This window comes from Actinoalloteichus caeruleus DSM 43889 (assembly GCF_000429185.2).
GTDB classification, from domain to species: Bacteria; Actinomycetota; Actinomycetes; order Mycobacteriales; family Pseudonocardiaceae; genus Actinoalloteichus_B; species Actinoalloteichus_B caeruleus.
In genome coordinates this window covers 1,313,568-1,337,109 of sequence record NZ_AUBJ02000001.1, presented here as the reverse complement: position 1 = coordinate 1,337,109, position 23,542 = coordinate 1,313,568, and the positions used below count along the sequence as shown (strand labels likewise).

General features: G+C 72.9%; 7 protein-coding genes. All 7 read left to right on the top strand.

The window, feature by feature from the left end:
* The first annotated feature begins 88 nt into the window (after positions 1–88).
* Positions 89–12,931, top strand: coding sequence for a type I polyketide synthase (locus G443_RS04445; RefSeq protein ID WP_051314316.1), 12,843 nt, complete (start codon positions 89–91; stop codon positions 12,929–12,931).
* A gap of 46 nt (positions 12,932–12,977) precedes the next feature.
* On the top strand, positions 12,978–14,585 hold the full coding sequence (gene mhpA, locus G443_RS04440) for a bifunctional 3-(3-hydroxy-phenyl)propionate/3-hydroxycinnamic acid hydroxylase MhpA (RefSeq protein WP_245588935.1): 1,608 nt from the start codon (positions 12,978–12,980) through the stop codon (positions 14,583–14,585).
* Positions 14,586–14,629: 44 nt separating this feature from the next.
* Positions 14,630–15,520: an SAM-dependent methyltransferase gene (locus tag G443_RS04435; protein ID WP_026420361.1), complete on the top strand. Its 891-nt coding sequence runs from the start codon at positions 14,630–14,632 to the stop codon at positions 15,518–15,520.
* Between the two features lie 148 nt (positions 15,521–15,668).
* Positions 15,669–16,433, top strand: coding sequence for a thioesterase II family protein (locus G443_RS04430; RefSeq protein ID WP_026420362.1), 765 nt, complete (start codon positions 15,669–15,671; stop codon positions 16,431–16,433).
* Between the two features lie 32 nt (positions 16,434–16,465).
* Positions 16,466–19,213, top strand: coding sequence for a helix-turn-helix transcriptional regulator (locus tag G443_RS04425; protein WP_026420363.1), 2,748 nt, complete (start codon positions 16,466–16,468; stop codon positions 19,211–19,213).
* A gap of 779 nt (positions 19,214–19,992) precedes the next feature.
* On the top strand, positions 19,993–22,608 hold the full coding sequence (locus G443_RS04420) for an ATP-binding protein (protein WP_253860133.1): 2,616 nt from the start codon (positions 19,993–19,995) through the stop codon (positions 22,606–22,608).
* A complete protein-coding gene (locus G443_RS04415; protein ID WP_253860132.1) occupies positions 22,566–22,940 on the top strand; it encodes a helix-turn-helix domain-containing protein in 375 nt (124 codons plus the stop codon). The genes G443_RS04420 and G443_RS04415 overlap by 43 nt, the downstream gene beginning before the upstream one ends.
* The last annotated feature ends 602 nt before the right edge of the window (positions 22,941–23,542 follow it).

Genomic DNA, 23,542 nt, shown 5'->3' with positions numbered 1-23,542 from the left:
TCATAGGGGGCATGGCAGGGGTTAGGCCAGCGCCTCCTTGCCGGAAGACTGCTGTCGAGGTGACGGCACGACCGACGGATGTGGTGGCATGCTGCGTACCGAGCTGATCAGGCCGTTGCCTGAACTGCTCCGGGAGCACGCCGACCGGATCGGCGACAAGGTCGCCTTCCACGACGCGTCCCGGACGGTGACCTACGGGGAGTTGGAGCGACGCACCGGGCGGCTCGCCGGCCACCTCGTCGCACTGCGGTTGCGGCCAGGTGACCGTGCCGCGATCTGCCTCGGCAACCGCGTCGAGGTCGTGGAGAGCTACCTCGCGATCCTGCGCGCCGGGGCCATCGGCGTGCCGCTCAACCCGCGCGTCAGCGAGGCGGAGCTGACCTACCTGCTCGACGACAGCGGCGCCCGCGTGGTCATCACCGACCCCGCCCACCTCTCGCGGCTCGGGCACGTCCTCGCCGGTCGGCGGGACGTGTCCGTCGTGGTCGTCGGGGACCAGGGGATGCCGGACGACGCGCCTCGGGGCGCGAAGCTCTTCGAGGCGATGGCCACCACCGAGCCGCCCGCCCCCGCCCGCGACGACCTCGGCCTCGACGACCTCGCCTGGATGCTCTACACCTCCGGAACCACGGGCAAACCCAAGGGAGTGCTCTCCACCCAGCGAAACTGCCTGTGGTCGGTCGCCGCCTGCTACGTACCGGTACCCGGGCTCTCGGCTGACGACCGGGTCGTGTGGCCGCTGCCCCTCTTCCACAGCCTGTCGCACATCGCCTGCGTCCTGTCCGTCACCGCCGTCGGCGCCACCGCCCGGATCGTCGACGGGTTCGCGGCCGAGGACGTGCTGGAGGCGGTCGAACGGGACTCGGCGACGTTCCTCGCCGGCGTGCCCACCATGTACCACTACCTGGTGCGGGCGGCCCGCGAGACCGGGTTCCGCGCCCCACACCTGCGGATGTGCCTGGTGGGCGGCGCGATCACGACCGCCGCCCTGCGCAGGGCGTTCGAGGAGGTCTTCTCCGCGCCGCTGCTCGACGCCTACGGCAGTACCGAGACCTGCGGGTCCATCACGATCAACTGGCCGACGGGTGGGCGGGTCGAGGGTTCCTGCGGGCTTCCGGTGCCGGGCCTCGGGGTTCGGGTCGTGGACCCCGACACGGGCGTCGACGTCCCGTTCGACGCCGAGGGCGAGGTGTGGGTCAGGGGCCCCAGCGTGATGGTCGGCTACCACAACCAACCGGCTGCCACCGCCGAGGTGATGCGGGATGGCTGGTACCGCACCGGTGATCTGGCCCGACGGGACGAGGCCGGCTATTTCACGGTGACCGGCCGCATCAAGGAACTGATCATCCGGGGTGGGGAGAACATCCACCCCGGTGAGGTGGAGGACGTCCTCCGCCAGGTTCCCGGTGTGGCGGACGTGGCCGTGGTGGGGAAACCACACGAGGTGCTGGGTGAAGTGCCGGTCGCGTTCCTCGTGCCGGGGCCCGGTGGGCTCGACTCCGCCCGGCTGTTCGCCGCGTGCCGCGAGAAGCTGTCGCCCTTCAAGGTACCGGAGGAGCTGTACGAGATCGCGCGTGTCCCGCGCACCCCGTCCGGCAAGATCACCCGGCACGTCCTGACCCGGCAACCCGCGCGGCTGCGGGCCGCGGCCAGCGGGCAGTTCGACTCGTTGTTCCGGACCGACTGGATCCCCCGGCCCTCGATCGCCGGCACGCCACCGGTCGTCCCCGACGAACGGTGGTGCCTCCTCGGCGCGGGGACCGCTCCGCTGGCCGAGGGGCTGGTCGCCGTCGGCGTGGCGACGCGGACCCGGTCCGGCACCGGCGAGCTGCTGGCCGCCGTCCAGGCCGGGGAACTCGCGCCGACGGCGGTGGTCCTGGTGAACCCGTCGCGGTCGGAGCTGGCGGAGCTGCCCCCGGTGGTCACGGCGCTGCCCGAGGGCACCCGCGTCGTCATCCTCACGTGCCGGGCCGTCGCGGCGAGCCCGGACGAGGACGTACCGAACCCCGACCAGTCGTCCACTTGGGGATGGGTGCGCGCCGCGCAACACGAGCTTCCCGGTCGACTGGTGCTCGCCGACCTCCCCGACCTCGACGGCGGGTCCGAGGGCACGACGGCGGCCGCGTTGCACGCCGGGGTCGCCTCCGGCGAATCCCAGTTCGCGGTGCGCTCGGGGGCGGTGCTGCTGCCTGAACTCGTGCGGTCCACGAGCCACGGCGAGGGCACGCGGCTCGACCCCCGGCGCACGGTCGTGCTCACCGGCGCCGACCGCCCGACCGCCGCCGCCGTGGCCAGGCACCTGGTGGCGTGCCACGGCGTCCGCCACCTCCTGCTGCTCAGCCCAGGCGGACGAGACGACCCTCGGGCGGCGGTGCTGCGCGCCGAACTGACCCGTGCCGGTGCCCGAGCACAGCTGGTCGCCTGCGACCTCACGGACCGAGGGGCGATCGCCTCGGCCCTCGCGGCGGCGAAGCGCCCACTGACCGCGGTCATCCACACCTGGCAGGGGCCCGGGGCGGCCGCGACGTCGGCCGAGCACCTGCACGAGCTGACCACGACGGCGGACCTGGCGGCGTTCGTCCTGTTCACCTCAGCCGTCGGTGTGCTCGGCGCCGCCGGCCGGGCGGAGGAAGCGGCCGCCTCGGCTCGTCTGGAGGCGCTGGCCCACCGCAGGCGCGCGGCGGGTCTCGCCGCGCTGACCATCGCATGGGGGCCGTGGGGACACGACGACGCCCGCATCCCCCTCGCCGGCGCGTCCACCCTGTCTGGCGCGGACGGACTCGCGATGTTCGACGCGGCGCTCACCGTCGACCGCGCCTCCCTCGTCGCGATGTCCCTCGACACCGAGGTCCTCCAACGGGGTGCTCTCGCTCCACCCCTGCGGGGACTCCTCGACGCCAGACCCACGTCGCGCGCCCCGGACGAGGCCGCGCGGTCCGCGCTGCGGGAGCGGTTGGCGGCCCTGCCCGAACACGACCAGCATCGCGAGCTGCTCGACGTGGTCAACGCCGAGACGGCCCGAGTGGCCGGTCGTGACACCGTCGACCCTGGCCGCCCGTTCAGCGATCTCGGTCTCACCTCCCTGGCCGCCGTGCGGTTGCGGGACGCGCTGACCGGCGTCTCCGGGCTTCGGCTGCCCGCCACGCTCGCGTTCGACCACCCCACCCCTGACCTGGTGGCCCGGTACCTGCGCGCGCTGCTGTTCGGTGGCACCAGGCGGTCCGCACCCGGACTTCCCCCCACCGGGGCACCGGCACCGAACGAGGACGACCCGATCGCGGTGGTCGCGATGGCCTGCCGCCTGCCCGGAGGTGTCACCTCACCGGAACAGCTGTGGGCGTTGGTGGAGGAGGGCGTGGACGCGGTCTCCGGGTTCCCGGACGACCGGGGCTGGGACCTCGACACCCTCTTCCGCGCCGAGGGCGGGCCCGGCACGTCCATCACCCGGGAGGGCGGTTTCCTCCACGACGCCGGTGACTTCGACCCGGCGCCCTTCGGGATCTCCCCCCGCGAGGCACTCGCCATGGACCCCCAGCAGCGGCTGCTGCTGGAGACGTCGTGGGAGGTCGTCGAACGCGCTGGCCTGGACCCGACGTCGCTGCGCGGCGCGGATGTCGGCGTCTTCACCGGGCTGATGCACCACGACTACGCGAACGGACTCGACGAGGTGCCCTCCGAGTCCGAGGGCTACCTCGACATCGGGACGGCGGGCAGCGTGGCGTCCGGCCGCGTCGCGTACGCACTGGGACTCGAAGGCCCGACGATGACCGTCGACACCGCCTGCTCGTCGTCCCTGGTCGCCGTGCACCTGGCAGCGCAGGCGCTGCGCGCCGGTGAGTGCTCGATGGCGCTCGCCGGTGGGGTGGCGGTGATGGCCACGCCCCGGGTGTTCGTGGAGTTCAGCAGGCAGCGAGCGCTGGCGCGCGACGGGCGGTGCAAGGCGTTCGCCGCGTCCGCCGACGGAACGGGGTGGTCGGAGGGCGTGGCCGTCCTGCTCCTGGAGCGGCTTTCCGAGGCACGCCGGAACGGGCATCCCGTCCTCGCCGTCGTGCGCGGTTCCTCGGTCAACTCCGACGGCGCGTCCAACGGTCTCACCGCACCCAGCGGGCCCGCGCAGGAGCGGGTGATCCGTCGCGCGCTCGCCTCGTCGGGACTCCGTCCCTCCGACGTGGACGCCGTGGAGGCGCACGGCACGGGTACCCGGCTCGGTGACCCCATCGAGGCCCAGGCGTTGCTGGCCACCTACGGCCAGGACCGGTCGCCGGACCGCCCGTTGTGGCTGGGCTCGCTGAAGTCGAACATCGGGCACACCCAGTCGGCGGCCGGGGTCGCCGGGATCATCAAGATGGTGCAGGCCATGCGGCACGGCGTCCTGCCGAGGACCCTGCACGTCGACGAGCCCACCCCGGAGGTGGACTGGTCCGCCGGGGCCGTCACCCTCCTCCGGGAGGCCGTGCCGTGGCCGGAGCGGGACGGGCCGCGCCGCGCCGGTGTCTCCGCGTTCGGCGTCAGCGGCACCAACGCGCACCTGATCCTGGAACAGGCACCTCCCATGGACGCCAGCCCACCGGCGAGCGCCACCGGACCTCGCCCCGAGGTCGTTCCGTGGGTGGTGTCCGCCGCCGGCGAGGACGCGCTCCGCGCGCAGGCGACCCGCCTGCTGGCCGCCGTGGACCCGGCGGGGGCCGACGCCGTGCCCGTCGGGTTCTCCCTCGCCACCACTCGTGCGCGGATGGAGCACCGCGCGGTCCTGCTCGCCGGGGACGGCACCGAGACCACCGCCGTGCGAGGCCTCGCCGACGGCGTGTCGGTGCCAGGGCTGGTGACCGGCCGAGCCGACACCCGCGGCCGGGTCGTCTTCGTGTTCCCCGGGCAGGGCGCCCAGTGGGCGGGCATGGGAGCCGAACTCCTGGACACCCACCCCGTCTTCGCGGAGGCGATCGGCGAGTGCGCCGAGGCACTGCCCTCCCTGGTCGACTGGTCCCTTCTTGACGTGATCCGGGGTGTTGACGGTGCCCTGTCCCTCGACAGGGTCGACGTCGTGCAGCCGGTGTCGTTCGCGGTGATGGTCGCGTTGGCCCGACTGTGGTCCCACCTCGGGGTCCGACCGGACGCCGTGCTCGGGCACTCGCAGGGTGAACTCGCCGCAGCGTGCGTCGCCGGCGCGCTCTCCGTCGAGGACGCCACCCGGGTGGTGGTGCTGCGCAGCCGCGCCATCGCCCGCCGCCTCGCCGGGCACGGGGGGATGGCGGCGGTGCCGTTGTCGGAGGACGAGGTCATCGACCGCCTGGCCCCGTGGGACGGGGCGGTCGCGGTCGCCGCCGTGAACGGCCCGACCTCGGTGGTGGTGTCGGGTGAGGCGGAGGCCCTCGACGAGGTCCTCGCGAGCCTGACCGGCGACGGCGTTCGGGCCCGTCGCATCCCCGTCGACTACGCGTCCCACTCGACGCAGGTGGAGGCCATCGCCGACGAACTGGCCCCGGTCCTCGCCGGGATCCGCCCCCGTCGCGCCAGCGTGCCCTTCTACTCCACCGTCGACGGTCGGTGGTTGGACGGTACCGAGCTGGACGGCGGTTACTGGTACCGCAACCTCCGCGAGCCGGTGCGGCTGTGGGGAGCGACGACGGCACTCGCCGGGCAGGGCTACGGGTTCTTCGTCGAGGTCAGCCCACACCCCGTGCTGGCGCCCGCGATCCGGGAGGCGGTGGAGGAGGCCGGAGCTCCCTCGGTCGTGGTCGACACCCTCCGCCGGGACGACGGCGGCCCGCGCCGGTTCCTCACCTCCGTCGCCGCCGGGTACGTGCGCGGCCTGCCCGTCGACTGGTCCGCGGTCTTCGCCGACGCGGGTCCTCGGCGTGTCGATCTGCCGACCTACGCCTTCCAGCGCCACCGCTTCTGGCTGGCGCGGGCGAACCATCCCTCGGCGGGCGGCCGGGACCCTGGCTCGTGGCGGTACCAGGTCAGCTGGCGTCGCCTCCGGTTCCCCGAGGTCTCGCCCCCACCGGGCGCCTGGCTGGTCGTCGTTCCCGAGTCCCGGTCGGATGACCCCTACACCGCCGAGGTGCTCGAGGGCCTGCGCCGGCTCGGCGCCGACCTGACCCGGGTGGACGTCGGGGACGACCGGGATGCGGTGGCGGCACGCCTGGTGGCCGGGAACACCCGCTTCGACGGAGTGCTCTCACTGCTCGCGTTCGACGAGGACCCGCACCCCGACCACCCCGTGGTCACCCGAGGACTCGCCGGGACCCGGGCGCTCCTGCTCGCCCTGGACGACGTCGGTATCAGCGCGCCCCTGTGGACCGCCACCGTCGACGACCGGGGGGAACGCCCAGCCGGCGCCCTGGTGTGGGGCTTCGGGCGTGCCGCGGCCCTGGAACACCCGGCGCGCTGGGGCGGACTGGTCGACCTGCCGGCGACCCCCGACCACCGGACGTGGTCCAGGCTGGTCGCCGTCCTCACCGGAACCGGCGGGGAGGACCAGGTCTCGATCCGTCCCGACGGTGTGTTCGGACGACGGCTCCTCCCCGCACCGCCCGCCGTCGACGCCGGTGGGTGGGCCCCGCGCGGAAGTGTCCTGGTGACCGGCGGCAGCGGCGGCGTCGCCTCGGCGGTCGCGCGCGGACTGGCCGAGGCCGGTGCCCCGCACCTCGTTCTCCTCAGCCGGAACCCGGACGGTGCGGCCGACCTCGCCGCGGAACTCCGTGATCGCGGCACCGAGGTCACCCTCGCCGCCTGTGACGTCGCCGACCGGGACGCGCTCGCCGCCGTCCTGGCCGCGGTGCCAGCGGACCAGCCGCTCACCGGCATCGTGCACGCCGCGGGCGTCGGGGAGCGTCGCCCGATCCGGGAGGCCAGCCTCGCCGACGTCGCGGAGGTGCTCTCCGCCAAGGTCGCCGGCGCCGCCAACCTCGACGAGCTCACCGAGGGCACGCCGCTGGAGGCGTTCGTCCTCGTCTCCTCCGGCGCGGGCGTGTGGGGCAGCGGCGAGCAGGCCACCTACTGCGCGGCCAACGCCTACCTCGACGCCCTCGCCCGCCGCCGTCGGGCCGCCGGTGGGGTCGCGACCTCCGTGGCCTGGGGAGCGTGGGGCGGCCCCGGCCTGTCCGAGGTGGACGGCAACGCCGAACGGCTCGCCCGGATCGGGGTGCGCGCGATGCCGCCCGAGCAGGCCGTCGCCGCGCTCGTCAGGGAGGCGGCGGGCGACCAGGCGCACGTGACCCTCGCCGACGTGGACTGGGCCCGGTTCACCCCGGTGTTCACCTCGTCCCGACCGAGCCGCCTGCTCAGTGAGCTGCCCGGCTCCGCCCCATCGGGCGAGCGGACCGAGCAGCCCACCGGTTTCGCCCGCCACCTCGCCGACCTCCCCGAGACGGACCGACCCCGGGTCGTCCTCGACCTGGTCCGGCACGAGGCAGCAGTGGTGCTCGGGCACGCCGACGCCACCGCCATCGAACCCCGACGGGCCTTCCGGGACATCGGATTCGACTCGATGACCGCCGTCGAACTCCGCGACCGCCTCGTCGAGGTCACCGGCGTCCCGCTGCCCAGCACCGTCGTGTTCGACCACCCCACCGCGCAGGCCCTCGCGGACCGGCTCGGCGCCCACCACACCCGGCCGGCCGAACCCGCTGAACCCGCAGTGCCCGCGGGGAGCCCCGTGGACGAACCGATCGCCATCGTCGCCATGAGCGGCCGCTTCCCAGGAGGCGTCAACAGCCCCGACGAGCTGTGGGAGCTGGTCGCGGACGGACGGGACGCCATCGGGGCGTTCCCCACTGACCGTGGCTGGGACCTCACCACCCTCTTCCACCCCGACCCGGACCGCGCCGGCACCTCCCACACCCGCCAGGGCGGGTTCCTCGCCGACGCGGCGGACTTCGACGCGGCCTTCTTCGGCATCGCCCCCCGCGAGGCGCTGGCGATGGACCCGCAGCAGCGGGTGTTCCTCGAAACGGCGTGGGAACTGTTGGAACGCGCCGGGATCGACCCCGTCTCGTTGCGGGGCAGCCGGACCGGTGTGTTCGCGGGAACCTTCCACCAGGACTACGGTGTCGGCGCCGGGACCCAGCGGCAGGAGACCGAGGGCTACTTCGTCACCGGGACCGCGTCGAGCGTGCTCTCCGGCCGCGTGGCCTACACCTTCGGGTTCGAGGGGCCCGCCGTCACCGTGGACACCGCCTGCTCCTCCTCACTGGTGTCGCTGCACCTCGCGGGCCAGGCGCTGCGGAGCGGCGAGTGCGACCTCGCGATCGCCGGCGGGGTCACGGTGATGGCGACACCCTCCGGGTTCGTCGAGTTCTCCCGGCAGCGCGGACTGGCCGTCGACGGGCGGTGCCGTGCCTTCGGCGCCGGCGCCGAAGGCACGGGCTGGGGGGAGGGGGTTGGGCTCCTGCTCGTCGAGCGCCTGTCCGACGCCCGCCGCAACGGCCATCCCGTGCTGGCGGTCGTCCGGGGCACCGCCGTGAACGCCGACGGCGCGTCGAACGGCCTGACCGCGCCGAGCGGGCTCGCCCAGCAGCGGGTGATCCGTGACGCGCTCGCCGCCGCCCACCTCACGGGGACCGACGTGGACGTCGTGGAGGCGCACGGCACCGGAACGCGCCTGGGTGACCCGATCGAGGCCCACGCGCTGATCGCGGCCTACGGCCGGGACCGACCCTCCGACCAACCCCTCTGGCTGGGTTCGTTGAAGTCCAACATCGGGCACACCCAGGCCGCCGCCGGGGTGGCTGGTGTGATCAAGATGGTCCTCGCGATGCGGCACCGGATCATGCCAAGGACCCTGCACGTCGACGAACCATCGCCCGAGGTCGACTGGGACTCCGGCGCGGTGCGACTGCTCGACGAGGCACGCGAGTGGCCCTCGGCCGGTCGGCCGAGGCGCGCGGGGGTGTCGTCCTTCGGCATCAGCGGAACCAACGCCCACGTGATCATCGAGGAGCCCCCGGCCGAGCCACCGGGGGAGCGGCCGTCCGACGAGGCCCCGCCCCTGGTGCCCTGGGTGCTGTCCGCGGGAACGCCGAGGGCCTTGCGCGGCCAGGCCGAACGGCTGCTGTCCTTCCTGGACGGCGGGGAGGCGCGGCAGCGACCCCAGGACATCGGCCGTGCGCTGACCGCCCGGACCGCGCTGGCGCACCGCGCCGTGCTGTCGGCCGAGGACCTGGACACCGCCCTGGCACGGCTCAGGACGCTCGCCGGCGGAGAGGACGTGCCGGCCGTCGCCGTCGGCGCCGCCACCGACGGCGCGGTCGCGTTCCTGTTCACCGGGCAGGGCGCGCAGTACGCGGGTATGGGCCGCCAGCTCCACACCACCTACCCCGCCTACGCGCGGGCCTTCGACGCCGTGTGCGCCGAGCTGGACCTGCCGCTGCGGGAGATCCTGTTCGACGGGGACGACGAGGCGCTCGCCAGGACCGGTCACACGCAGCCCGCGCTGTTCGCCGTCGAGGTCGCGCTCTACCGCCTGCTGGAGACGTGGGGTCTGCGTCCGGACTTCGTCGCCGGCCACTCGATCGGTGAGCTGGCCGCCGCGCACGTCGCCGGGGTCCTGACCCTGGCCGACGCGTGCGCGCTGGTCAGCGCCCGCGGCAGGCTCATGGAGGCGCTGCCCGACGGTGGCGCGATGGTGGCCATCGAGGCCACCGAGGACGAGGTGACGCCGCTGCTCGGCGACCTGACGAGCCTCGCGGCGGTGAACGGCCCCTCCTCGCTGGTGGTCTCCGGGGACCGGGACACCGTTTCCCGGATCGCGTCCACCTTCGCCGAACGTGGACGCCGGACCAACCACATCCGGGTCAGTCACGCCTTCCACTCGCCGCTGGTGGAACCCATGCTGGCCGAGTTCCGCGCGGTCGCCGAGAGCGTGTCCTACGCCCCACCGCGGATCCCCCTCGTCTCCACCCGCACGGGAGCGCTCGCCGAGCCAGCGGAACTGTGCGACCCGGAACACTGGGTCGCCCAGGTGCGGGACGCCGTGCGGTTCCACGACGCGGTGGTGACCCTGCGCGAACTGCGCGTCGACAAGTTCCTCGAGATCGGGCCCGGCGGGGTGCTCACGGCGATGGTCCAGGACTGCCTCGGCCCGGAGGGGGACGTCACCGCCGCCCCGGTGCTGCGCCGCGACCGTTCCGAACCGGAGACCCTGGTCGGAGGGGTGGCGCGGATGCACGTGCGGGGCGCCGCCGTCGACTGGGCAGCCCTGTTCCCCCGCGGTGGACCGGTGGTGGACCTGCCGACCTACGCGTTCCAGCGCACCCGGTTCTGGCTCGACCCCGCTGTCCCCGCCGGCGATCCCACCGGCGCCGGCCTCCGGGCCGCCGGGCACCCGCTGCTCGGTGCCGCCGTGCCGGTGCCGAGCACGGGAGGAGTGGTCTGCACGGGCGTCCTCTCGGTGCGGCGTCACCCGTGGCTGGCCGAGCACCGGGTCGGCGGGTCCGTCGTGGTGCCGGGTACCGCGTTGGTGGACCTCGCGCTGCGCGCGGGCGAGGAGGCGGGCTGCGAGCTGCTCGACGAGCTCGTCATCGAGTCACCCCTCGTGTTGACCGACGAGGAGGAGCTCCACATCCAGGTCGCCGTCGGCGAACCCGGCGGCGAGGACGGCCGGCGGCCGGTGCACCTCCACTCCCAGCCCCCCGGCGGTGACTGGACGCGGCACTTCACCGGCGTGCTCGGGGGCCCCTCCGCGGCGCCCGGCCACGTCGCCGAGTCCTGGCCGCCGCCCGACGCGCACCCCGCGCCCGTGGACGCCTTCTACTCCCGAATGGAGGAGGCGGGCTACGCCTACGGACCGTCGTTCCGGGGGCTCCGCGCGGTGTGGACCCGGGGTACCGAAGTCCTCGCCGAAGTGGCGTTGCCGGGAGGCGACGGCGCGGCGCCGTCGGCGGAGGGCTTCGGCGTGCACCCGGCGCTTCTCGACGCGGCCCTGCACGCCGCGAGCTTCGGTGCCCTGGTCACCGCGCCGGAGGAGCAGACGCTGGTGCCCTTCGCGTGGCGGGGGGTCCGCGCGCACACCACCGGCGCCGAGGTGCTCCGCGTGCGGGTGGCGCGGACCGGACCGGACAGCATCAGCCTGGAGGCCGTCGACGTGACGGGTGCCCCGGTGGTCTCGGTGGACGCGGTCGCGTTCCGGCCGCTGCCGACCGAGCGGCTGCTCGGCTCCGGTGCCGGCGTGGACACCCTGTTCGAGGTCACGTGGCGACCGGTGCCGGTCGAGCCGGACCCGACCGCCCGCGCGATCGTGTGGGCGGACCTGACCGGCGCGGACGCCTCCGACCCCGCCGGGGCGCGGGGCCTGACCACCCGCGCGCTCAGCGTCCTCCGGGAATGGCTCGACAACGCACCTCCCGAAGGCCCCCCGCTGGTCGTCCTCACCCGGGGTGCCGCCGCACTCGGCGAGGAGACCCCGGTTCCCGCCGCGGCCGCGGTCTGGGGTCTCGTCAGGACCGCTCAGCTCGAACACCCCAACCGGTTCGTGCTGGTGGACGTCGACGAGGAGGACGCCACCTCCCACGCCCTGCCCGCCGCCGTGGCCACCGGCGAGGAACAACTGGCGCTGCGGGCGGGCCGAGCCTTCGTGCCCCGCCTCACCAGGGCCACGACCACCGGCCAGGGCCAGGCGTGGTCATCCCCACCCGGCGGGACGGTTCTGGTCACCGGCGGCACCGGTTCCCTCGGCGGGACCATCGCCCGACGTCTCGTCACCGACCACGGGGCCCGGCACCTCCTCCTGGTGTCACGGCGCGGCCCCTCCGCCGAGGGCGTCGACGCACTGGTCGCCGACCTCACCGCGCACGGCGCCGCCGTTCAGGTCGTGGCGTGCGACGTGGCCGACCGCGACGCGCTCGCGGCCGTGCTCGCGGCCGTGCCGGACGACCACCCCGTGACCGCCGTCGTTCACGCGGCCGGCGCGCTCGATGACGGCGTCCTGACCGCCCTCACCCCGGACCAGATCGACGCGGTGTTCCGACCGAAGGTCGACGCCGCGTGGCACCTGCACGAACTCACCAGGGAGATGGACCTGACCGCGTTCGTGCTGTGCTCCTCCGCGTCCGGCACGCTCGGTAGCGGTGGCCAGGCGGGGTACGCGGCGGCCAACGGCTTCCTCGATGGGCTCGCCGCCTGGCGCGCGGCGGCGGGTCTGCCCGCCACCTCGCTGGCCTGGGGGCTGCTGGCGGGCGCCGGGATGATCGGTGACCTCGCCTCCGCCGACCGCCTTCGTGGGGCCCGGGGCGGCATGCTGGTCCTCGGCCAGGACGAGGCGGCGGACCTGTTCGGAGTGGCCCTCGCCGGGCCCCGACCCGTCCTGGTGCCGGCGAGGTTGGACCTGGCGGAGTTGGCGGAGGTGCCGCCGCTCCTGCGTGACCTGGTCCGCCGGCCGAGGAGCACGGCGCGCAGGAACGGGACGAGCTCGGGCGCTCGGCCGCGGTCGTTCGACGCGATGTCCCCGGCGGACCGCGCCGAGGCGCTGGTGGACCTGGTCCGCTCCGAGTCGGCAGTCGTGCTGGGCCACGACCAGACCGACGCGATCGAGGCCGACCAGGCGTTCAGCGATCTGGGTTTCGACTCGCTCACCGCCATCGAGCTGCGCAACCGCCTGGTGCGGGCGACGACGGTCCAGCTGCCCGCCACGCTCGTCTTCGACTACCCGACCCCCGCCGCGCTCGCCCACCACGTGTGGGAGCGGCTCGGCCCGGCCGAGCAGGACAGGAGCAGCACCGGCATGTCGGTGCTGACCGACCTCGACCGGCTCGCCGAGTCCCTCCTGGCCGTCGAGGCGGGCACCGAGTTGCACGGTCAGGTGGGGGCGCGGCTGGAGGCCATCACCGCCAGCTGGCGGGCCACTGCCGCCGCGGCCGGTGACCCCACCGACCTGGGAGAGGCCACCGACGACGAGCTGTTCGGGATCATCGACAACGAACTGGGCCTCGCGTGAGCGGCGTCTGCCGGCGCCGCGACGGGCGAGGCGAGGAGGGAGCGACGTGCTGAGCGGGGACGCGACGCGGACGGACGTGCTGATCGTCGGCTACGGGCCGGTCGGCGAGGTGCTGGCGATCCTGCTCGCCCAGCGGGGACACGAGGTCACCGTGGTGGAGCGGTACCCGACGCCGTATCCGATGCCGAGAGCCGTGGCCTACGACGGGGAGGGCGCGCGGATCCTGGCGGCGGCGGGTGTCGCCGACGAACTCGACGGCATCCGCGAGCTCACCCGCGACTACACGTGGAACAACGCGGCGGGGGACACCCTCCTCCACCTGGAGCCCCCCGCGCTGGACCGCACCGGGTGGCCGGCCTCGACCTCGATGTACCAACCGGGGCTCGAACAGGTCCTCGCCGACCGGGGTGCGCGACTGCCGAACCTGACGGTGCTGCGGGCGCACGTCGCGGTGGACCTCGTGCTCGACGACGAGCGGGTCCTCGTGACCGCGCGGTCCGCCGAGGGAGGTGAACGGAGGATCTCCGCGAGCTGGGTGGTCGGCTGCGACGGCGCGAACAGCTTCGTTCGGGAGCACGTGAGCACCACGGTCGCGGACTTCGGTTTCTCCACCGACTGGCTGATCTGCGACGTCGTGCTGAACGAGCCGCGCGTGTTCAGCCCCAACAACCTCCAGATCTGCGATCCCGCCAGGCCGAGAACGGCGGTATCCGCCGGGCCGGGGCACCGCCGGTGGGAGTTCATGCGGGTTCCGGGGGAGACCCTGGACGATCTCGACCGGGAGGAGACCGTGTGGCGCCTGCTCGGGCTCTTCGACCTGACGCCGGAGAACGCGGCGCTGGACCGGTTCGCGGTCTACTCCACCCAGGCCCGCTGCGCGAACCGGTGGCGCTCGGGCCGTCTGCTCCTCGCGGGCGACGCCGCCCACGTCATGCCGCCGTTCATCGGCCAGGGCATGTGCTCCGGCTTCCGCGACGCCGCCAACCTCGCGTGGAAGCTCGGACTGGTCCTGTCCGGCCACGCCGGGGAGGCCCTGCTGGACTCCTACACGGTGGAGCGCCGCGCCCACGTGCGCGCCGCCATCGAAGCGTCGATCACGATGGGCAGGATCCTCTGCGAGACCGACCCGGCCGCGGCCGCGGGGCGCGACGCCTACCTCCTCGGCGCCCAGCGCAGGGGCAGGCCCGTGCAGGGCCCGCACCAGGGACTCGCCGACTCGCTCCGAGACGGATTCCTGCACCGCAACGACAGTGGTGTGGTCATTTCCCCCGCCGGGGAGCTGGTCCCGCAGGGCACGGTGGCGCGCGCCGCCGAGCGCGGTCCCTTCGACACCGTTGTCGGGACCGGTTTCGTCCTGCTCCTGGTCGACCGCCCCGAGGAGGTGCTCGACCACGAGGACATCGAGTTCCTCCACGACCTCGGGGTCCACATCGTCCAGGTCCTACCGGCCGGGACCCCGGCCGACCAGGCCGGCCAAGACGCCGTGGTCGACGTCGACGCCGTCTACCTGTCATACCTGGCCGAGACGGCCGCCGCGGCCGCGCTCGTCCGGCCCGACTTCTACCTGTTCGGCTCGGTGGGTGCCGCCGACGGCGTTTCCCGCCTCGTCCGGGACCTGCGCCGCCAGCTGGCCGCGCCGGCACCCGCGCGGTGACGTGCCGCACCGACCCATCCGCCGATTCGAGAGGCAGCGCTGACATGGCGGAAAGCGTCCGAGAACTGGGCAAGCTCCTGGCCAGCGTGGTCCCGCTGGACCCGGTGATGCGGGTTCGCCACCTGTACTCGCTCATCCCGGCCGACCTCGAGTTCGCCGGGAGATCGACCTCCTACATGAACTACGGGTACTGGGAGGACGGATGCGAGGACCTCGACCAGGCGGCCGAGGCGCTCGCGCGGCTCCTCGGGGAGCGGGCCGACATCCAGGCGGGCGACACCGTGCTCGACGTCGGGTTCGGCCACGGCGACCAGGACTTCCTGTGGTTGCGCGAACGCGAGCCCCGGCGGGTGCACGGCCTGAACATCACCCCCCACCACGTGGCCAGCGCCAGGGCCCGGGCGGAACGCGAGGGCGTACTGGACCGGCTGGACTTCCGCGAGGGGTCGGCCACCGACCTGCCCTACGCGGACGACACCTTCGACCGCGTCGTCGCGTTGGAGTGCGCCTTCCACTTCCGGCCGAGGACCGCGTTCCTCGCGGAGGCGTTCCGAGTCCTGCGCCCCGGTGGGACGCTGGCCGTCATCGACATCCTCCCGGTCGACCCGACGACACCCAGGTCAGCGCTGCGCTCACCGCAGTTCAGCTGGATCGCGACCACTCTCGACGACGCGAACTGGCACGGCGGTGAGGAGTACCTGGCCCGGCTCTCCGCCGCCGGGTACACCGACCTGTCCCTGGAGTCCATCCGGGACCGGGTGTACGAGCCCTACCGGGAGCACATGGTGCGCAGGCTCTCCGACGACGCGTTCGTCGACGCGCTCGCACCGGGGCAGCACGAGACGCTCACCCGGGTGTGGGAGGGGCAGGACCTGCTGAAGGAGGACCTGGAGCTGCTCGACTACGTGGTCGTCCTCGCGCGGAAACCCGGGTGAGCACGGGGTCCCACTAGGGTTCCACGATCGAACATAGGGGTTTGCCCGCGTTTGACCGACGGCTAGCGTCCAGTTGTCACAGCGCGGTTCGGTCCGATGCTCGAACGCAGGCCGGCCGCCGAGGCGACCACGGGGAGGCCGACGCGGGATGAGCGCCACTGGAATCGACGAGGGACTGTGGTTGCGCCGGTTCAAACCCGCTGATCCGGGAGCCGTCCGGCTGGTGTGCCTGCCGCACGCCGGCGGCTCGGCGAGTTTCTTCTTCCCGATGGCGACCGCGCTCTCCCCGGGGGTGGAGGTCGCGGCGGTGCAGTACCCGGGCCGGCAGGACCGCCGGCACGAACCCTGCGCCGGGAGCGTGCGCGAACTCGCGAACATGATCTTCGAGGTGCTCGGGCCGTCACTCACGAAGCCGACCGCCCTCTTCGGGCACAGCCTGGGAGCCAGCGTCGGCTTCGAGCTGGCACGGCTCATGACGGACGCCGACGCGCCCCCGGTCCACCTGTTCGCCTCCGGTCGCCGGGCTCCGTCGTCGCATCGCGACGAGAGCGTGCACAAGCTCGACGACGACGGCCTGCTCGCCGATGTCCGCGCGTTGAGCGGCACGGACGCCCGGATCCTCGGCGACGACGAACTGCTGCGGATGGCACTGCCGGCGATCCGGGGTGACTACCGCATCGCCGAGACCTACGCCTACACCCCGGGACCGCCGCTCAGCTGCCCGATCACGGTCCTCACCGGCGACGCCGACCAGAAGACGACCAGCGCGGAGGCCGAGGCGTGGGCCGAGCACACCACCGGTGATTTCGAGGTCAACACGTTCCAGGGAGGCCACTTCTTCCTCACCGCCCACCAGAAGACCATCCTGGCCAGGATGTCCGCCCGGCTCGCCGGCGCGAAGGCGGGGCGCTGAGGACGCAGCCGGAACGCGGACAGGGGGATGCGGTGAGGTTGGTCGAACGCGACGAGCAGCTCCGCTGCCTGAGCGACGTGCTGGCCGAGTCCGCCGCTGGACGGGGCGCGGTGGTGTCACTGGAGGCGCCGGCCTCCTGCGGCCGCACCGCGCTGCTGGACGCCTTCACCCGCCGTGCCCGTGAACACGGCGCCCTCGTGCTCACGGCCACCTGTTCGGCCACCGAACAGGACCTGCCGTTCGCGGCGCTGAGCCAGCTGCTGCACCACCCCCGGGTGCCGGGGGAACTCGCGGACCTGCCCGAGGTGGCGCTCCCCCCGGACGCGGTCACCCCGGAGCTGGCGCGGATCCTGCACGCCGTGTGGCGGGCGTTGCTGGTGCTGGCCACCGAACAACCGGTGGTACTGGCCGTCGACAACGTCGCCAGCGCGGACCAGGCGTCCCGGCTCTGCCTGCTGCACCTCGCGGCGAGGTTGGGATCGGCGCGGGTGCTGGTGGCGATCACCGACGACGTCGAACCGAGCCGGCGGCACCTGGGGTTCCGCGCGGAGCTGTCCCGGCACGCCCACTTCCGCAGGCTGCGGTTCGGCCCGCTCAGCAGAGGTGGGGTCGAGGCCCTGCTCACCGCCCGCTGGGACGAGTCCACGGTCGCGGACCGGATCGCCGAGGTCTTCCGGATCAGTGGCGGGAACCCCCTGCTGGTGCGGGCACTCGCCGACGACTACGAGGCGGCCGGTACCGCGCGGCGCGACGGCTACGGCCTCGCCGTGCTCAGCTGGCTGCACCGTGGGGAACCGGCGGCGACCGACGTGGTGCGGGGGCTCGCCGTGCTCGGCGAGGACACCTCGACAGCGGAGCTGGCCACCCTCCTCCGCGCTTCTCCCGACACCGTGGACCAGGCGCTGGGAGCCTTGACCACGGCCGGTCTCCTGGAGAAGGGACGCCTGCCGCACCCCGTCGCGCGGGACGCCGTGCTCGACGCGTTGCCCGCGGCGGACCGTGCCGAGCTGCACCGGCGGGCCGCCCGGGTTCGCCACGAACACGGCGGTCCGCTCTCCTCGGTGGCGGACCACCTCCTCGAGGCGGGACGGGGCCCAGCCCCGGACCAGGACGAGGAATGGGTGGTGGACGTCCTGCTGGACGCGGCCGACTCCGCGGCGGCCGAAGGAGATCTGGCGCGCGCGGTCGCCTGCCTCAGCCGAGCCCATGACGCGTGCCGCGACGACCACCGGCGGATCCTGGTCCTCGCTCGGCTCGCCGACGTGGAATGGCAGTCCAACCCGTTGACCACGGCCGCCACCTGCCTCACCCGACTCGTCGAGGGCGCGAGCTCCGGAGTGCTCGGTTCGCGGGAACAGCTCGTCGTCATCCGCTACCTGTTGTGGCACGGTCGGCACGATGAGGCGGACGAGGTGCTCGCCGAGGTTCGCGCCTCGGATGCCAACGGGGTGGACGGCCAGCTCGCGGACTTCGAGACCTGGTTGACCCTGGCCCACCCGAGGATGGCGCGCCGGCACCGTCCGGTGTCGGCGCCGCGTGACCGGCTGACCGAGGTGACGGCGGACGACCCGTGGCTGCGCGTGACTGCCGCCATGTCGGAGCTGGTGGCGGCCGGACGTTCCCGGGACGCCGCGGACAGCGCGGAACGATGCCTGTCCGGACTGCGCTTCCGGCAGCGGAGCTGCTGGTCCGAGGAGGCCGCCGCGCTCGCGCTGCAGATCCTCGCCGGCGTCGACCGGCTCGACACCGCTGCCCGCTGGTGCCACCGCCTCCTGGCAGAGGCGTCCGCCGACGCCGTCACGTGGCGGGCGACGATCACCTCCGCGCTCGCGGACATCGCGCTGCGCACCGGCGACCTCGTCGGTGCCGTCACCCACGGACGTGCCGCCCTCGCCCTGCTCCCTCCGAAAGCATGGGGTGTCACGGTCGGTGCACCGCTGAGCAGCATCGTGCTCGCGGCGACCCGGAAGGGCGAGTACGCGGTCGCCGCCGACCACGTCCGCCAACCAGTTCCCTCGGCCCTGTTCGAGAGTCGCCACGGGCCGCGCTACCTGTACGCGAGGGGCCACTACCACCTGGCGGTCAACCACGGTCACCGGGCACTCGCTGACTTCCTGTCATGCGGGGAACTGCTGCGAGGTTGGGGATTGGACCTGACCTCGATGGTGCCGTGGCGGACCAGCGCGGCCGAGGCGTGGTTGCACCTCGGCAACCACGACCAGGCCAGGCAGCTCGCCTACGAGCAGACCGCCCGGTCCGACGCGGGGAACCCCCGCACGCGGGCGTTGTCGCTGCGCATGCTCGCCGCGACCAGTCCTGCCGACCGACGACCGGAACTGCTCACCGAGGCACTGGAACTCCTCGAGCAGTGCGGCGACCGCTACGAGCAGGCGCAGGTGCTCACGGACCTCAGCCACGGCCACCACGTCCTCGGGGAGAACCGCCGTGCGCGCATGGTGTTCCGCCGGGCGTGGCACCTCGCGGAGGTCACCGGTGCGGCCCTGTTGTTGCAGAAGCTGCTCCGCGCCGACGAACATCCCGCGGTATCGCCCACGCCGCCGCCCCTGGCCACCCGTCGGTGTGCGGATACGACGGCGCTCACCGCTTCGGAACACCGGGTCGCCTCACTCGCGGTGCTCGGCTGTTCGAACCGGGAGATCGCGGCGAAACTGCACATCACGGTGAGTACGGTCGAACAGCACCTCACTCGCATATACCGGAAGTTGAATATCAAACGACGGAGGGACCTGCCCGTCGAGCTCGGGGTCGGAATCCTCTGAGTCGACATACCGGTTCGCGCTGAATATCACCATCGATTCGGTTGGTCTCGAACCTGACGTGCTCAGTACTTTTTCTGATGCGTCGGGTCGGTGCGTGTCGGCGTGGGGTTCCGGGGATCGTTTGCCCATCACTGGCGGAAACGTGGTTATGGGTGGTGTGAGCTCGTGATGGGGACGTTGGTGGTCGACTTCCGCGTAGTACGCGGATGTCTGATTCCTGTGCGGTGACTTTCGGTGATCGTCGTCCAGGGTGCTCCTTCCGGTGGTGCGCGACGGTAGGTGACCGGCCGGCTGTCCTCGGGTGACGACCGCTCGCTTCCGACGTGACCGTGGCTTCCTCCGGTGGCGGAGCGCGTTCGGCTGATCACCTCGAGTGCGGTGAATTCACCGATCGATGAATTCACCGGCTTGGGCTATCGGTATTTTGGGTGGCTTAGCGGGGGTCCTCCTGTTCGTGCCTGGTTCGATCGGGCTGATAACGATTGGGTGGCGGGCGGGTTTCCGAACGAACTCGACGAGCAACTGGTGATCAATGGATCACGCTCGGTAGTATTTGGTGGCCATTTGTTGCCCGGTGTTTGGCGGAAATAATTGCGGCTGCGAGGGCAGGGCGATATGGTTCGCCGCAGGGGAGGAACAAGTGTTCCTCAGCGTGCGGCAGGGATGTGCGACTGAGGGTTTGACGTGGCGACAGGCCCACGCGCGATGGGGCATCGCGCGGGGACGTTCGGAAACTGCTGCCTGTCGAACATCTTTCCCACTGGGGCGGATCAGGCGAGGTGCTTGTTGTGCTGGTCGAACGGCGGTTCGAGTTCGAGCTGCTAGAAGGGCTGTTCGCGGAGACGGCCGAGGGCCAGGGGCGGATAGCCCTGGTCGACGGTGTGGTCGCAAGCGGCAAGACGGAACTGCTGCGGACGTTCGCCGACCGACGCGCCGCGCACGGCGCGGTGGTCCTCAGCATGACGGGGGCACGCGGTCAGGGCGATCGACCCTTCGGTGGTATCCGCTCGCTCGTCGGGACCATGCGGGTGCCCGCGGCCCGGACGGCCTCGTTGCTGCGCCTGACAGCCGGGAAGCGGGCGGTCCTCGGTGACGAACCGCCTGAGGTCAGCACCTTCGACATCGCGCAGGACCTCCTCGAGCTCGTCCTCGAACTGTCGCGGAAGGACACGGTGCTCATCACCGTGGACGATGCGCAGCACGTGGACGCCCCGTCGATGGAGTGCGTCCTCCACCTCGCCAACCACACCCGCTCGGCCCGCATCATGCTGTTGGTCGCCGAGGCGGTCTACGACAGCTCGACCCATCCCGCCTACCGGATCGAGCTGATCCGCCAGGCGAACTTCCGCCGCGTGCGACTCGCTCCGTTGTCCTCCGACGGTGTGGCCGAGATCCTGGCGCGCCACATCGCCCCCGACATCGCCGACCGGCTCGCCCCCGCCTGCCACGCCATCACCGCTGGGAACCCGCTGTTGGTGCGCGCGCTGATCGAGGACCAACTGGACGCGCCCCAGCCGGTCCATACCTCCCCGGACACCCGTCCGGTCATCGGCGATGCCTTCCGGCAGGCCGTGTTGACCTGCCTCAGGCGCAGCGGGCCCGACGTGCTCGGCGTCGCCCGAGCGGTCGCCGTCCTCGGCGCCGACACGAGCGTGGGACGGGTGTGCGCGCTACTGCGCCAGCCGCGCGTCGACGTCGAACGCGTCCTCCAGACCCTGCGGCTCGTCGGGTGCTTGGAGGACAACGACTTCAAGGACCCGTTGTTCCGCCAGGCCGTGCTCGACTGCGTGACACCAGCCGAGCTGTCGGGACTGCACCGGTCGGCCGCCCGCGTCCTGCACGAGGACCAGGCCGGGACCGCCAACGTCGCCCAGCACCTGCTGGCCACCGACTGCGCACCGGACAGGTGGGCGGTGAGGCGGTTGCGGCAGGCCGCCGAGGACGCGTTGCGTTCGGACCAACCCGCCGCGGCGATCGGTTTCCTCGAGCGCGCGCTCCTCGGTTGCGGCGAGGGAACCACGAGCGCGGAGCTGCGTTTCGCGCTGCTGGGCGCCGAGTGGCGGGGCAACCCCGCGAACGCCGCCCGCCACCTCCCCCGACTGGTGGAGCACGAGCGCGCGGGAGAGCTGGACGTCAGCCACACGGTGCGCCTGCTGCGCTACCTGCTGTGGAGCGGACGACGCCAGGATGCGTCGGACGTGCTCAACCGGCTCGGTGACGAGTACCGCGCCAGTGCCGGCCACCTCGCCGACCCGCTGAAACACCTCGGGCTGTGGCTCGCGCACTCCCACCCGGAACCCGCCGCCCGCTGGGCGGAGGCGAGTGGGGAGACCTGCCTGGACTCGTCGCCGGCGAGCTGGCCCGCCATGGCCTCCGTGGTGCTGAACACGGTCCTCTCCGGCGACAGCGGGGGCACCTCCGTAGCCAACGCGGAACGGGTGCTGCGAGCCACCGTGCTCGGTGACCGCACCGTGGAAGCGGCCTGGTACGCGCTCCAGGCGATGATCTACTCCGACCAACTGGACACGGCACTGCGGTGGTGCGACACGCTGCTCGCCGAGTCGAAGGTGCGGGGCGCGACCTGGTGGGAGGCGATGTTCTCGGCATGCCGTGCCGAGATCGCGCTGCGCTACGGCGAACTGCCCCGGGCCGCGAGCTACGCGAACCGGGCGATCTGGGCCGTCGGGGTCGAGGGCTGGGGAGTCGGGATCGGCATGCCCCTCGGGGTGCTGGTGTCCGTGGGAAGCGTCGTGGGTGACCACGACGCCGTGCAGCACCACCTCCGGCAACCGGTCCCCGAGGAGATGTTCGGCACGGTGTTCGGCGTGACCTACCTCCGCGCCAGGGGGCGGTACTACCTCGCGAACGGGTGGTACGCCGCGGCGCTCAAGGACTTCCAACGCTGCGGCGAGCTCATGGCGAACTGGGGGTTCGAGGCCCCGGGCTGGCACCGTGGCGCACCGACGCCGCCGAGACCCACCTGCGACTCGGCAACGTCGCCAAAGCCCGGGCGCTGGCCGAGGAACAGCTCGGGCACAGCGGCCCCGCCAGTCCCAGGGTGCACGGGTCGGCCACCCGCATCGTCGCCGCCACCTCCGATGCCAGCAGCAGGTTGCGCCTGCTCAAGGACGCGGTGGAGCTGTTGCAGGCCAGCGGAGACCGGTTGGAACTGGCCCACACGCTCCTCGATCTCAGCAAGGCCCACCAGGCGCTCGGCCAGGCGGCCAAGGCTCGGATGGTGTCCCACCGCGCGGGCCGTCTCGTGCAGGCCTGCCGACTGGAGATGGCGCCGGTCCCCAGCGAGCGGAGTGACAGACCCACGACCACCAGCCACGCGCAGTCCGTGCCGACGGTGTCCAGGCCAGTGGCCCCCCGCTCCTCCGAGCAGGTCCTGATCGGGGCTCTCACCACCTCGGAACACCGTGTCGCGGCGCTCGCCTCGCTCGGCTTCACCAACCGTGAGATCTCCGGGAAGCTGCACATCACCGTGAGCACCGTCGAGCAACACCTGACGAAGATCTTCCGAAAGCTCAAGGTCACCAAACGAACGGACCTACCCGCCGACCTGCGGCTCGACGTGAACCCCGTCGGGAAGTCCGGGAACGAGTCGCTGTTGCCCAGGGACCGCGACACCGGGCGCCACGAGGCGGCCCGTTCGGCCTACCGGGACCGGGGGACGGTCGGTGCGAGCGGTCCGAGGACGGGAACGCACGACCGCTCCGCCTGACGTGGGCCAGCGGAGGACTCCCCGGACCCGGTCGTGACCGACCAGGGGGCACGTCGGCTCCGGTCCGGGCCGACGTCCCGAGCTCGTCTGGGCGGTCGCGCTCGACGTGGACCTCCGGCCGGGCCATACCGCGGCCTCCGCTCGCCGGGATCGACCAGTGGCTCGCGCTCGTGGTCAGCGGTGCGGGCCCGCCGTGCGGTCCCTCCGCCCGTCGATCCGCCGTCGCCGCCGGGCAACCGCTGTCCCCGTTCCTGAGCATCGCGACGGCGTGGCCGCCGTCGCGATGCGCACGTCCAGATCCGGGGACCCGGCGCACCGAGGGGATCGCTAACGCGTCGTTTCACGGGTCATTGTTCTCGGGTACCGTGATGAATCGGTTCCCTTTCATCCTCACCCGCCGACGCACCCGATCGAAAACGCCACGCGGGAATGCGGACCGGGAAAATCGGCGCCCCATTCCGAATTCGCGCGGCGCCGTCCCCGCACTGTGGGGACGGGCGTTTCCCGGTGGCCGCCGCCCGTGCCGTCGTGGTCCGCGCGCCGCCCGTCGACCTCGTACCCGAGCTCGGCATCCTCCTGATCGTCATCACGTCGTCGCTGGT

Coding starts and splice junctions, on each gene's coding strand:
- G443_RS04430 (WP_026420362.1), top strand. CDS start 15,669: ATGAGCGCCACTGGAATCGACGAGGGACTGTGGTTGCGCCGGTTCAAA.
- G443_RS04435 (WP_026420361.1), top strand. CDS start 14,630: ATGGCGGAAAGCGTCCGAGAACTGGGCAAGCTCCTGGCCAGCGTGGTC.
- G443_RS04445 (WP_051314316.1), top strand. CDS start 89: ATGCTGCGTACCGAGCTGATCAGGCCGTTGCCTGAACTGCTCCGGGAG.